The following is a 13,532-nucleotide window of genomic DNA, read 5'->3' as shown; positions in this document are numbered from 1 at the left end:
AATTCCATGTACGAACAAACCATTGCAGTGGTGGGAATGGGGCTGCGCTACCCCTCCGCCGAAACCAAGGAAGCCCTGTGCAGTATGCTGGAGCAGGGCATCAGCGCACCGGTCGGGGATCATCAGGCACGGGGAGATCTGCTGGGCATTCCGGACTATCACCAGTTCCTGCAGTCCATCCGATGCATCGATCACCTGGACTGGTTTGACAACAGCTATTTTGGATTGGTCAAACCGGAGGTCATGGAAATGCCCCCGGAGCTGCGTCTCACCATGCTCTGTGCTGCACAGACCGTTATGGACGGGGGTTACAGCACGGAGAAACTGTCCCGGCGCCGCTGCGGCGCTGTGGTCAGTCACACCACCGGCTCCTACCGGCATCTGCTGCCACGCACGACCTTTCTTTCGTTTTTCAACAACATGCCCGGCATGACCTGCGGTTATCTTGCCCATTATTTCCGGCTCAACGGCCCGGTGTATCACCTGGATTCCACCTGCTCCTCCTCCCTGACCGCAGTGGCAGCGGCATGCAATCATCTGCTGCTGGGACAGGCAGATCTGATGTTGGCAGGCGGTGTGCAGATCTGTCTGCCCATCAACCAGCAGGAGGCACGGGATATGCAGTCCAACGTGCTGAGTCTGGGGGCGGAGCAGCGCTGCATCCCCTTTGACATTCATGCTGCCGGATTCTACAGCGGTGAGGGAGCTGGCTTTGTACTTCTGGAACGATATGAGGACGCAGTCAAATGTGGGGATCACATTTACGGGATCATCCGGGGCTACGGCATGCAAAGCAATGCAGACCTGTCCCCCACCATTTATGCGCCCAACGCCCAGGCACAACTGACAGCCCTCAGGCAGGCGTGGGATATGGCAGGCATCACCCGGGAGGATCTGACAGAGTTTGAAGCCCACGGTGCTGCCACCAAACAAGGGGATGCAGCAGAGGTGCAGAGCATGACACAGGCGCTCACCGGACGGGAAAACCCGGAACCGGTGTATCTGACCGCTGTCAAATCCAATCTGGGGCACACGGGCTGCGCTGCCGGTATCACCAGCCTGCTGAAAATGCTCTGCGCCTTTCAGCAGCATGCAGTGTATCCCATCGCTGGCTTTACCGAGCCTGCGCCGGAGTTGAAGCTGTCAGAAGCCCATCTGGAACCGGTGCGCCGCACCATACAGATGGAACCGGCAAAGCGGCGCATTGCAGACATCGGCAGCTATGGGCTCAACGAGCTGAATGTGCATCTGGTACTGGAAAATTACATCCCGGAGCAGGACGCTCCCGTTCCGGAGGAAAGCCGCACCTGTTTTCTCAAATGCAGCGGCTGCACGGAGGACGCACTCCGCCTATGCCTGGAGCAGATCCGGCAGGCGGTACAGGAAACCAACCAGTTCGGAGATCTGATCTACACCCTCAACTGCGGCAGAGAGGATCTTGCATACCGATGCTTCCTCCGGTTCCGGGATCGGCAGACGCTTCTGGAGCAATTGCAGGATCCGGATGCAGTCAGAGTCGTGAAATGCCGACCCATGCATGGCGCAGCAAAGGCGTTTTCGGATCCGGCACAACTGGAACAGGCTTATCTGACCGGGGATGCAATCGACTGGTGCAGCTGGTATCAGAATGCCGGGTACCGGAGCATTCCCACTGTCACCTACCCCTTTGCACACAAATCTATCTGGCCGAAAGTGCCGGAACAATCTTAATAAAGGAGAATGCATATGAATCAAGAACAGCTGACAAAGGAAATCAAGGAGATCTGGATGGAGATCCTGGAAAGTGAAGAAGAACTGGGTACGGAGGAGTCCTTTTTTGAAGTAGGCGGCAACTCCATGCTGGCAACTATGATGGTAGAAAACATCAACGACAGATATGGCTGCGGACTGGAGCTGAATGATATTTACGAGTACAACACCATTGTGCAGCTGGCGGAATTTGTGGCAAGCCACACACAAGGAGCAGCAGAATGACAAGCAGCCGGGGCAAGTGGTTTCCCACCGTACTGGAGCATCCGGACAGCAGCTGCCGGATCTTCTGCTTTCCCCACGCCGGTGCAGGGCCAACCGCCTATCTGGAATGGCTTCGATACATACCGGAAGAAACGGATTTTTTCCCTGTGGCATATCCCATGCGGGAGCAGCGCCGCCGGGAGTCCATGCCGGACAGCTTGCAGCTTCTGGGGCAACAGATCGCAGCGGAAAATGCGGCTCTGTTCCGGGAAAAGCCCTGCATTCTGCTGGGGCATTGCGCCGGAGCAGCCATTGCCTATGAAACAGCCGCCGCACTGGAGGCACAAGGCATCATCCCGAACCTGCTGACGGTATCCGCCGCCAATGCCCCCTGCGTACCCCTGACCCTATCCGTAGACCCGCAGATGGAACTTCCCCAGGCGGCGCAGGTGTTCAAGCAGTTCGGCTTCATTGCGGAACCATTTGCCAGCAATGAAGCCTATGTCCGCTGCTTTGTGCCGGTGCTGCTGCAGGATTTCATTCTGTTTCAGAACTATTGTGGCCGGAAGGGACAAAAGCTGCACTGTCCCATCCTGGAAATACACGGCGAGGAAGATCCCATGATCCAGCCGGAACGGCTGAAGGAATGGGAACTGTACACGGATCAGCTGACCCATATGACTGTTCCGGGGGCGCATTTTTACTTCAGCCCGGAAACGCTGCCCAGGCTGATGCAAGCCATGCTGGAGAAAGGACAAAATCAATGAATACACAGCTGCAACAGGAAATCCGACAGCTTTGGTGCGACAACTTAGGCTGCCCAACCGCCGAGGAGGCGGACAACTATTTTGTATGCGGCGGAACCTCCATCAGCGCCATCCGGCTTTTATCCGCTATCCGGGATCAGCTGGGTGTGACTCTGGACTATACGGAGCTGTTTGAGTATCAGACCCTGGAGGCACTGTCCCGGCGAATCGCTGCCGCACTGACTGCAAAGGAGGAAGCTGTATGATCCTGTTTTGTATCCCTGCCGGGGGAACCAATCCCTTTGCTCCCTGGAGCAGACGACTCCGGGCAGACATCCGGCTTCATATACTGGATCTGCCCGGACGAGGCAGAAAGATCCGGCAGCAGCCCTTGACGGATCTGAATGCCATCCTGCCCACGCTGGCTGAGGAGATCCGGCAGACCTGCGGCGAAGGAGAGTCCTATATGCTGTTCGGCTATTGCTCCGGCGGCATCGTTGCCTATGAGCTTTGCCGATATATGCAGCAGACCGGCGCTCCCCTGCCCGGTCAGGTATTTCTGTTCGGCATCGGCGCACCGGATCGTCTGCAATCCCATGGAGAGGGAGCGGCGGATACGCCGGAATTCCGGCAGATGCTGGAGCAGTTTTTTACACCGGAAAGCATGGGCAGTGAGGCGGCTGCTGCACAGGCGGCGGATGCCTACCTATCAGCGTACCGTCAAAGCCCGGAGGTATCCTTTTCCCAGGTATTCCCCGAACTGTCCGAGGAGACGGAATTTGAAAAGACACAGCTTTTATTCCTGCTGGGCGGTGCTTTGCAGCAGATTGCCCAGGACAACACCATGCTGGAGCAGTATCGACTCCGGCAGCAAGAACCCGTAGTACTTCCTACAACCGGAATCCTTGGGTTCGGTACGGAGGATACCTTTGTTCCAAAGGAAGATGTGCTGGAATGGAGCCGCTTTTTTGCTGCATCCCAGACCCTGGCGGTGCCAGGGGATCATTATGCGATCCTGCGGCAGCCGGAGCCGTTCCTTGCCCGGATCAATCAGTAACACAGAACAGGAGGTTTTAGCTTGTCACAGCTTACACAGCAAATCCATGAACTTTTTGCGCAGGTGCTGCATCTGACGGACGCATTCGATGATGACACCCCCTTCATTGAGCTTGGGGGACAGTCCATTCTGATGGGAGAACTGAAAAGCCGGATGGAACAGATGTTTCAGGTGGACATTCCCTTTGACGTGATGTTTGCCCAGGGCACTGTTTCCGGGCTGGCTCGGCAGGTGGAGAAAAGCCGGAACAATGTCATCACCGGCAGTCGGGATGCAGACTTTTCCGTAGATCCGGCATGCCGGTTCCAGCCCTGCCCCATGACGGATCTGCAAACTGCCTACTACATCGGCAGGCAGGCGGACACGGAGCTGGGTGGCAGTCCCACCCGGGGCTATTCGGAGATCATCTGTACCGAGTACGATCAAGAACGGATGACACAGGCCATCCGGAAGCTGTTCCAAAAGCACGATGTGCTGCGCTGCTGTTTCCAGCCGGACGGCACACAGCAGACTGTGCCGGAGTACGATCCCCCGGCGCCGGAACTGGAGGACATCTCCCACATGCCCCCGGCGGAACAGGAAGCCTATCTGCTCCAAAAGCGGGAGCGGATCTTCAATACGCTGTTTGATGTGCATCAGCTGCCCCTGGTCAGCTTTTCGGCAACCAGATGCTCCGGAAAAACCGTGATCCACTTCAACCACGATGGCATGATCATCGATGGCTGGAGCCACGAAAAGCTGATCGATGAGCTGGATCAGTTCTACTCGGATCCGGAGCGTCCTGTCACCCCGCCCGGCATTTGCTTTCCGGATTATGTCCGGTACCTGGAGCAGCTGCCCGGCACGGAGCAATTCCAGGCGGACAAAGCCTACTGGATGGAACAGGCGCACAGCATGTACCCCCGTCCTTCCCTGCCCCTGCTCCGGGAACCAAGTCAGATCAAACAGGTGCACACCCGGCAGGTGATCCGATATATCAGTCAGCCGGTGTGGGACAGCGTCACAGGCTTTGCCGCCCGGCATGGACTGACCCCCTTTGCAGTGCTGTTCACTGCCTTCGGCAAGTCAATCCTCAAATACTGTAAGGATGACCGGTGTCTGATCAACATGCCGGTGGCGGTGCGCCCCCAGATCCACCCGGAAATCGGCGAACTGATCGGAGAATGCTCCAACTTCTTTCTGTTCGGGTTTGACGCAATGCCGGACAGCAGCTTTGTGGAATGCGCTGCCCGGAACCAGCAGAAGATCGCACAGATCATGCAGCACAACGCCTTTTTCGGTACGGACTATATCCGGGCGCTGCAAAAAACAGAGGGTGCCAGTGTGGCAGCCCCCATCGTATTCACCAGCCTGATCGATGTGCCCCGCCGCCGGGAGATCAGTCTGAAAAAAACCTATACCAAGACCCATACCAGCCAGGTGTGGATCGACGCCATTGCCATGCGGAACAAAGAAGGCATCATGCTGACCATGGACTGTGCAGCGGATCTGTTTGAAGAATCCCTGACCGACAGCATCGGGGATACCTTTGCAGAAACCCTGGAAACCATCCATCTGGATCCGGAACGACTGACGGCGCACGCATTCATCGGTCTGACCCACAAGGAACAGGCAGCCATCCGGGACTGCACCCATGCAGATCCCCAGGGTAACATGCCTCTGCTGTCAGAGCTTCTGCTGGAGGCATACCGCCGTTACCCGGAGCATGCTGCCTGCATCGCCGGCGGAAACACCCGAACCTATGCAGAGGTATTCTCCACTGCCGACAGCATCGCAAAACAACTTCTGCCCCTGCTTTCCGGCAGCAATTCATGCCAGACGGCAGTATTCCTGGAAAAAGGCGCACAACAGCTGTACGCCGCCCTTGCCTGCACCATGTGCAACTGCGCCTACTTCCCGCTGGATATCCAGATGCCGGAGCAGCAGCTTGCAGGGTGTCTGAAAAACGCCGGGATCCGGGTAATCCTGACCAACAGCCGATGGGCAGACCAGCTGCGCCGTCTGTCGGATATCACTCTGGTGAATCTGGACAGCGTCCCCTCCTCCGATGGGAAGTCCATCGCCTTTCAGCCCTCCGCACCCGGTGACATTGCCTACATCATCAACACCTCCGGCACCACCGGCATGCCCAAAAGCATCCCCCTCCGGCAGGACGGTCTGGTAAACTGCCTGCTGGAAACCAGAGCATACTGTAACCTGACTGAAGGGGATCGGCTGCTGGCCATCACCAACTACTGTCACGATATGTCCGTCTTTGATCTGTACGGCTCTCTGATTTCCGGCGCCGCTGTAGTGTTCCCGGATGCGGAACGGGAAAAGGATCCCTGCCACTGGGCAGAACTGATTGCCGCTTACGGGATCACCTTCTGGAATTCCGTACCGGCATTTCTAGAGATCCTGCTGGCGGCGGAGATTCCCCATCCGGAAACCGCATTTGCCAGCCTGCGGAATATTCTCACCGGCGGGGACTGGATCCCGGTGCCCCTTGCAAAACAGATCCGGCATAGCTTCGTAAATGCCCGGCTTACCAGCGTAGGCGGCCCCTCTGAAACCACTGTGTGGAATATCTGGCACACAGTCACGGATGCCGACCTACAGGGCAGCTTCATCCCCTACGGCAAGCCCATCCCCCACACCAACTACTTTGTATTGGATGAACGGGGCGAACTTTGTCCCCCTCTGACGGAGGGCATCATGTTCGTAGAGGGCATGGGTGTCACGCCGGGCTATATCGGTCTGCCGGAGGAAAACCAGAAGAAATTCACCCTGTTCCAGGGGCGACGGGTCTATAACACCGGCGACCGGGGTATGTACCTGCCGGAGGGCACGGTGAAGATCCTGGGCAGAATGGATCAACAGGTGAAAATCAACGGCAAGCGCATTGAACTGGAAGGAATCCAGGAGGTACTGCAATCCCTGCCGGGGGTATGCACAGGCGCTGTCCTGGTATCCGATCATACAAAGGCGCTGACCGGCTTTTACACCGCCCGGACAGAGCTGGATCCACAGACACTGATCCAACAATTGAAGGAGCGGCTGCCCTCCTATATGATCCCGGCGCAGCTGGTGCAGATCCCATCCATGCCCATCACCCAAAACGGAAAAGTGGATATACCGGCGCTCCGGCACATGGATGTGAAGCCCCTGCAAAAAACAGAACCGGCAGCAGCACCCGACTCCAAAACGGAAGCGGCATTGCTGACGCTTTGTCGGGAGCTGTTTGAGAATCCGGATATTACGCCGGAAGATGATTTCTTTGTTATGGGCGGAAACTCCATCACTGCCATCCGGCTTTTATCCCGAATTCGGCAACAGTTCGGTGTCACGCTTACCATCTACGATATTCTGAACACACCGCAGATCAATCAGTGGGCGGCACTGATTGATCAACCTGTGTAAATACACAAACAGCGGCTCTGCATGGCGTTTATGCAGTGCCGCTGTTTTTTGCTATACCATTGGTTTCTGACGGTGGCTCGTCAGTGGACAAGAGAACCCGGGAATACAGAAACCGGCTGGACAGTCAGTACCTGTCGGGGACTCTCATCCGCATGGCTTCGAGAAATTACGCACTGTCATCTGCGGCGCAAACAGAAAATCCGTCAGCCGCTCAGACTGACGGGGCAGGAAAACAAAAATATGCTTCAATACCGCTTCCTAAAATAAAAAAACGGAGAAATTGTCCTCGCACATAGGGATCCAATCTCCCAAGTCAGCAACAATTCTCTGCTTTAATAGTAGTGTACCGTATTTCGATGAAAATGTCAATGGAGCTTCTGAAATTTCTTCACAGATTGATGGGTTGAGGATGCAGGAAACAAGCCTTACGGATCAGATTGGTGCTGTTTTGAATAATAAAAGCCAAGATCTATTCAGTGTGCCGGAACTCCAATTGTCCCAGGGCTTAAATAATCTTGACTCTGATCTTATTATACGTACATCAAGGAAATTGTCAATAGCAATCTGCAAATTGGGGAATCTGAATACGAGGACTTCGTTGAGAAAGTGTTTGGCGGCACTTATGTGCAATCCCTTGCAACAGAGGAACGGCAACGTCAGGAAACACAATACCTTCCGAACGGAATCAAGTTTGCAAACGGAGAAGGAATTTGAGCAAACATTTTTCTTTTCAGTTTGGCATCGTCTCGCTTGCGGTTGAAAATAATCCCCTTGAACCAGCACACACTGGCTAAGAGGGGATTCCTTATTTCTGAAGGCGGAGCTTTTCCACCAGTGCTTCCTGCAAAAAAGCAGAGACATTGCATAAAAAAATCGCCCTTTCGGACGATTAGCCCAATTTTTGCATACAGAAAACCCATTATAGAAATAGAAGAGCATTAAAATCTTCTTAATGCTCCTCTATCCATTGGTTGGGGTGGAAGGATTTGAACCCTCGAAATGACGGAGTCAGAGTCCGTTGCCTTACCCCTTGGCGACACCCCAATCTTGAGTACCTGTATATTATATCACGCTTTTCTTGATTTGTAAAGCCTTTTTTTAAATAAATCCGAATTTTTTTGATTCGCACAAAAAAACACTTGATTTTGACCGCATAATTAGGTATAATGATAGTAGTCTACTATGAAAAGTGTGTCCATACGCTGTATGCATGTTCACTGGCACATTCAAATATCCTCTCCAGATCACAAACGGAAGGCTGTTCACATGAAACGAATCTACTTTATCTACAATCTGAAATCCGGAAAAGGCACCATCCGCAGTAAGCTGGGAGATGTCATTGATCTATGCACCAAGGCCGGATATGAGGTCACCGCCCGTTCCACCCAGTCCCGGATGGATGCCTGCACTGTTGCAGAATATGCCTGTTTACAAAATTATGATATGATCGCCTGCTCCGGCGGAGACGGCACCTTGAATGAGGTGGTGCATGGTGTCATGAACAGCGGTATGTCCGTGCCGATCGGATACATTCCCAGTGGCTCCACCAACGACTTCTCCCGGGGGCTGGGTATTCCCAGAGGCATCGTGAATGCCGCCGGCTGGATGCTCCAGGGCGGAAGATATGTCTGCGACGTGGGGCAATTCAATGACAAGTACTTTATGTATGTTGCCGCATTCGGTGCACTGGTTTCTGTAACCTATGAAACGCCCCAGCAAACCAAAAATGTGCTTGGGCATGCGGCTTATATTCTGAACGGCATTACCCGGCTCAACACCATTCGCTCCTATCATATGCGGGTAGAATATGACGGCAAGTGTATTGAGGATGATTTCATTTTTGGCATGGTCACCAATTCCGCTTCAGTGGCCGGCATGATCTCTCTGGAGAATTTTTTGCTGGACGACGGTGTATACGAGGTGACTCTGGTAAAGACGCCACGCAACCCTCTGGATCTGCATAAGATCGTCAACTCCCTGCTGAATATCAAAGAGGATCTGGACACCCGACAGATTAAATGTTTCCGTGCATCCCGGATCCGCTTTACCAGTGCAGAGCCTGTCCCCTGGACCGTTGATGGAGAATGCGGCGGCGATGTGACCCAGGCGGAAGTGATCAATCTCAAGCGCGCTGTCACCTTTGCAGTGGGGCAGCAATCTAACCCGGAAGGAACATGACCCTATGAGTTTTACCATTAAAAACGGCACGATCGTGCATTATGAGGAAAGCGGCACGCTGGAAAAGCTGAAGCTGAAAAAGACTGCTGAGGCGGTTGCGACCCCTGCCAAAGCCACCCGCATCGGGGATGAAGCGTTCCTTTCCGCCGGTCTTGTGCGCATCAATGTGTCATCCGGCGTAACGGATATCGGCGACAAGGCGTTTTCCCTGTGCAAGCATCTGCAAACCGTTTCACTGCCCAATACGGTGCAGCACATTGGCAAAAGTGCCTTTGACGGCTGCACAGAGCTTCAGACGCTTACGATTCCGGACAGCGTCACCAGCGTAAACGCCTGGGCATTTCACGGCTGCACCGGACTGACGGAGCTGACTCTGCCGACAAACCTCACCCGGATCGAGCGTGGCATCTGCAGCGGCTGCAAGTCCTTGACAGAGCTGGTGATCCCACCAGGGGTCACATCCATTGGCATGCGTGCCTTTGAAGGATGCAGCTCTCTCAAGCACATAACACTGCCTGCAACTGTACGGAGCATTGAACCGGAAGCATTTGCAGACTGCACAGAGCTGGTACATATTTACATGCAGAACGGCGTGCAGGAAATCGGTGAGGACGCTTTCCGGGGCTGCATGCACCTGCGGGAAATCTTCGTTCCCCCCAGCGTTACCGCCCTGCATCCCTATGCCTTTGGGGATCACCCGGAACGGCTCCACCTGATCGCCGCCCAAAGCAACAGTGTGGCGTTCCAGTTTGCCCAGATGCATAGGATTGTTACATACACGGAACGGGAAACCGCCCAGCTGCGAACCGTGCAGGATCCTGCCTTTGAGATCGAATATGGCATTGTCCGCCGATATATCCCACAGCCGGGCATCCGGAACGTCATTGTGCCGCCGGGCGTGATCGCCATCGGGGATCGTGCCTTTGAAAAATGCCGGGACATTGACACAGTGCTTCTGCCAGAGGGTGTCCAGGTCATCGGCAGCTTTGCATTCAGCGGCTGCAAATCCCTGAAGCTTATAACCATGCCCCAGTCTCTGAACCGGATCCGGAATCATGCATTCCGGGAGTGCACTGCATTGCAGACCATTCAGATCCCTCCGCTTGTCGAAAAAATATCAAAGAACACCTTCCATAGCTGCACTTCCCTGCGCAGTGTGCAAATCCCCCCCACTGTACGGATCATCGAGGAAAGTGCCTTTCAGTACTGTATGTCCCTGCTGCAGGCGGTGCTATCCCCTGCTTTGAAAACCATCAGCAAATCCGCCTTTGAATCCTGTTCCAGTTTGCAGAGCGTCATCATTCCGGAAGGTGTGGAGCAGATCGATACCCACGCATTTTACTGCTGTAGCTGTCTGCGGCAGATCACCATTCCCACAACCATGCGTACCATTGACCCCAATGCCTTTGCAGAGACCCCCTTTGCAGACCGGGGCACCGGACATTACAAAATCGGTGGGTTTCTCATCCGGGGGGATGTATCCCAGCCTATTCCGCCGGACACCTACCGGATTGGGCCGAAAGCATTTGCCCACAGCAATTTGCAGTGCGCCATGCTGCCCCAGGGGCTTCACAGCATCGGGGAAAGCGCCTTTGCCCACTGCACATACCTGACCCAGGTGTCCATTCCGGACAGCGTGGAGGACATTGAGGACAACGCTTTTTCCTATACCCCATGGTTATCCGCCCAGACAGAACCCTTCACCATCGTTGGGAAGGGGCTACTGCTCCGCTGCAATTTCCAGGAGGAAAATCTGACAATCCCGGAGCATGTGCGCAAGATCTGCGCTTATGCCTGCGAACAGCTTCCCATCCGGACGCTGATGCTGCCTGCGTCGATGGAGGTGATCGGCAGCGGTGCATTCCAATCCTGCCCCAAACTGAAAACCATCACCCTGCCTGCCTCCATCCGGCATATGGGAGGTTATATATTTCACGACTGCCGCACCCTGTTCCGGGTCAATCTGTGTGAGGGTGTGCCCTACATTGCCCAATCCATGTTCAGCCAGTGCTACGCCCTGGAACAGCTGGCATTGCCAATATCCATTCAGGAGATCCGGCAGGATGCCTTTTTTGCCTCCGGAATCCGGAAGCTAGTGCTTCCCTATGGCGTTCAGCGGATCGAAAGCGGTGCATTTTTACGATGCAAGCAGTTAGAATCGTTGGAGATCCCATTCTCCGTCCGGGAAATCGCAGAAAACGCCTTTGAGGAGGCAAACAAGTTTCATCTGCATGCACCCATCGGCAGCTATGCACAACGGTTCTCAAAAAAGAACGCCGCAAACTTCCAGTTCGTCCCCCTGGACGAAACCCAATCCTGACAAAAGCAATCCCCCGGAGCGCATAAAAAAATGCCTCCGGGGGATACTTTTTTCAGGCAATACCGCACAAAGATTGCGCAGTAGATGTTGTTTAAGTTTTATGTCAGAAGATTCCGCACAAAACCGCCGGGTACGCTTTGTGCGGTGTTGTCTTAGGAAAGGAGCGAATGCAATGGGCAATAATATGGATCTGAACTATGAAATGTTCTGCTACCAATGTGAGCAAACCGCCGGAGGAAAGGGCTGCACCAAGCTGGGGGTGTGCGGCAAAACCCCGGAGGTGGCAGGTCTGCAGGATCTGCTGATCTACCAGCTGAAGGGTATCAGCTGCTGCCAGAAGATTCTGATGGATCGGGGAGAAAAGCCGGCGGAGGACATCGTAAGATTTGTGGAGAGCGTACTGTTCACGACTCTGACCAATGTGAATTTTGATGCGGCTGTGCATGTGGAGCTTCTGCTTCAGTCCCAGCAAATCAAGGAACAGCTGCGGCAAGCAGTGGGTGAAGCACCGGAAGTTGCACAGGTCAGCTACAACCTGCCGGAAACCCAAGCGAAAATGCTGCGGGATGCCCCCATGGCAGGAATCATGTATGACCGGGACTTGGATCCGGACATTCGCTCCCTGCGGCAAACCATCCTGTACGGTCTGAAAGGCATCAGCGCCTACGGACACCAGGCGCGGGAGCTTGGTTTCCACAGTGAGCAGGTGGATGCATTCTACTTCCTGGCTCTGGAAGCGATCACGGACGATACGCTGTCAGTGGAGGAATTGATCCGCTGGACCATGCGTACCGGAGAAATTGCCCTGGAGGTCATGAAGGTGCTGGATGATGCCAACACCCAGACCTATGAGAATCCCAGTCCCCGGATGGTGAATACCCGGCTGAAAAAGGGGTCTTTTATCATCGTGTCCGGGCATGATCTGAAGGATCTGGAGCAGCTGCTGCAGCAGTCCGAGGGCAGCGGAGTGAATATCTACACCCACGGGGAGATGCTCCCTTGCCACGGATATCCGGGGCTGAAAAAATACAAACACCTGGCAGGAAACTTTGGCGGCGCATGGCAGGAGCAGCAAAAACAGTTTGATAACCTGCCCGGCTGTATTCTCATGACCACAAACTGTCTGATGCGCCCTCGTGAATCCTATAAGGATCGGATTTACACCACCAACGTGGTGGGCTGGGACGGCGTGAAATTCATTCCCCGCAAGGAAAACGGAGAGAAGGATTTCAGCGAGATCATTGCCCATGCCAAAGCCCTGGGAGGCTATCCGGAGGATGCGCCGCCCCATGAGATCCTGGTAGGCTTCGGACATCATGCCACTCTGGAACATGCGGAAGAAATTGTTGCTGCTGTCAAGGCAGGAAAGATCCGGCACTTTTTCCTGATTGGCGGATGCGATGGTGCAAGACCCGGCAGAAATTATTTCACCGAATTTGCAAAGCTTGTGCCGCAGGACTGCGTCATTCTGACCCTTGCCTGCGGAAAATATCGATTCAACAAACTAGATTTCGGCACCGTTGCCGGATTGCCCCGACTGCTGGATGTAGGACAGTGTAATGATGCCTATTCTGCCATCAAAATCGCCACAGCGCTGGCGGACGCATTTGACACGGATGTGAATTGCCTGCCTTTGTCCATGATTATCTCCTGGTACGAGCAAAAGGCAGTGGCAGTCCTGTTGGCACTTTTGTCTTTAGGTATTCAGAATATATACCTGGGTCCGGAGCTGCCCGCATTCTTTAGCCCGAATGTGCTGCAGTATCTGGCGGATACATTCCAGATCCATCAGATCAGCGAGCCCCAGGATGACATCAAAACTTGCCTGAAGCAAACTATATAAAGAAAAAACCGTCCTTACATTGTAAGGACGGTTTTG

9 protein-coding genes and 1 tRNA gene are annotated in these 13,532 nt (G+C 54.3%); 9 read left to right on the top strand and 1 reads right to left on the bottom strand.

Features of this window, described 5'->3' with window-relative positions:
• Nucleotides 1-6: 6 nt before the first annotated feature.
• The 6 genes from RUM_RS00350 to RUM_RS00325 are packed head-to-tail and all read left to right on the top strand — an operon-like array spanning nucleotide 7 to nucleotide 7,155.
• Entirely contained in the window at nucleotides 7-1,710 is a 1,704-nt protein-coding gene (locus tag RUM_RS00350; protein ID WP_015557255.1) for a polyketide synthase, read from the top strand.
• A gap of 15 nt (nucleotides 1,711-1,725) precedes the next feature.
• Complete coding sequence (locus RUM_RS00345; protein WP_015557254.1) at nucleotides 1,726-1,974, top strand: acyl carrier protein; 249 nt, start codon at nucleotides 1,726-1,728, stop codon at nucleotides 1,972-1,974.
• Entirely contained in the window at nucleotides 1,971-2,720 is a 750-nt protein-coding gene (locus RUM_RS11815; RefSeq protein WP_015557253.1) for a thioesterase II family protein, read from the top strand. The genes RUM_RS00345 and RUM_RS11815 overlap by 4 nt, the downstream gene beginning before the upstream one ends.
• Nucleotides 2,717-2,965: a phosphopantetheine-binding protein gene (locus RUM_RS00335; protein WP_015557252.1), complete on the top strand. Its 249-nt coding sequence runs from the start codon at nucleotides 2,717-2,719 to the stop codon at nucleotides 2,963-2,965. Before RUM_RS11815 ends, RUM_RS00335 begins: the two co-directional genes overlap by 4 nt.
• Nucleotides 2,962-3,756: a thioesterase II family protein gene (locus RUM_RS00330; RefSeq protein WP_015557251.1), complete on the top strand. Its 795-nt coding sequence runs from the start codon at nucleotides 2,962-2,964 to the stop codon at nucleotides 3,754-3,756. The genes RUM_RS00335 and RUM_RS00330 overlap by 4 nt, the downstream gene beginning before the upstream one ends.
• Before the next feature lie 21 nt (nucleotides 3,757-3,777).
• Nucleotides 3,778-7,155 (top strand): non-ribosomal peptide synthetase, encoded by a 3,378-nt coding sequence (locus tag RUM_RS00325; protein ID WP_041326172.1) that lies wholly within the window; start codon nucleotides 3,778-3,780, stop codon nucleotides 7,153-7,155.
• A gap of 968 nt (nucleotides 7,156-8,123) precedes the next feature.
• Here RUM_RS00325 and RUM_RS00315 read toward each other — a convergent pair.
• A tRNA-Gln gene (locus RUM_RS00315) sits at nucleotides 8,124-8,199 on the bottom strand.
• Between the two features lie 222 nt (nucleotides 8,200-8,421).
• Between RUM_RS00315 and RUM_RS00310 the strand changes: the two genes are divergently transcribed.
• From RUM_RS00310 to hcp, 3 genes are all read left to right on the top strand, one after another.
• On the top strand, nucleotides 8,422-9,333 hold the full coding sequence (locus tag RUM_RS00310; RefSeq protein WP_015557250.1) for a diacylglycerol/lipid kinase family protein: 912 nt from the start codon (nucleotides 8,422-8,424) through the stop codon (nucleotides 9,331-9,333).
• A 4-nt stretch (nucleotides 9,334-9,337) separates the two neighbouring features.
• The gene (locus RUM_RS00305; RefSeq protein ID WP_015557249.1) at nucleotides 9,338-11,653 is read left to right on the top strand and encodes a leucine-rich repeat domain-containing protein; all 2,316 of its coding nucleotides are present in this window, start codon (nucleotides 9,338-9,340) and stop codon (nucleotides 11,651-11,653) included.
• 172 nt (nucleotides 11,654-11,825) lie between these two features.
• Complete coding sequence (gene hcp / locus RUM_RS00300) at nucleotides 11,826-13,496, top strand: hydroxylamine reductase (protein ID WP_015557248.1); 1,671 nt, start codon at nucleotides 11,826-11,828, stop codon at nucleotides 13,494-13,496.
• The last annotated feature ends 36 nt before the right edge of the window (nucleotides 13,497-13,532 follow it).

This window comes from Ruminococcus champanellensis 18P13 = JCM 17042, assembly GCF_000210095.1.
Classification (GTDB): domain Bacteria; phylum Bacillota; class Clostridia; order Oscillospirales; family Ruminococcaceae; genus Ruminococcus_F; species Ruminococcus_F champanellensis.
This window is presented reverse-complemented; position numbering and strand designations above follow the sequence as displayed.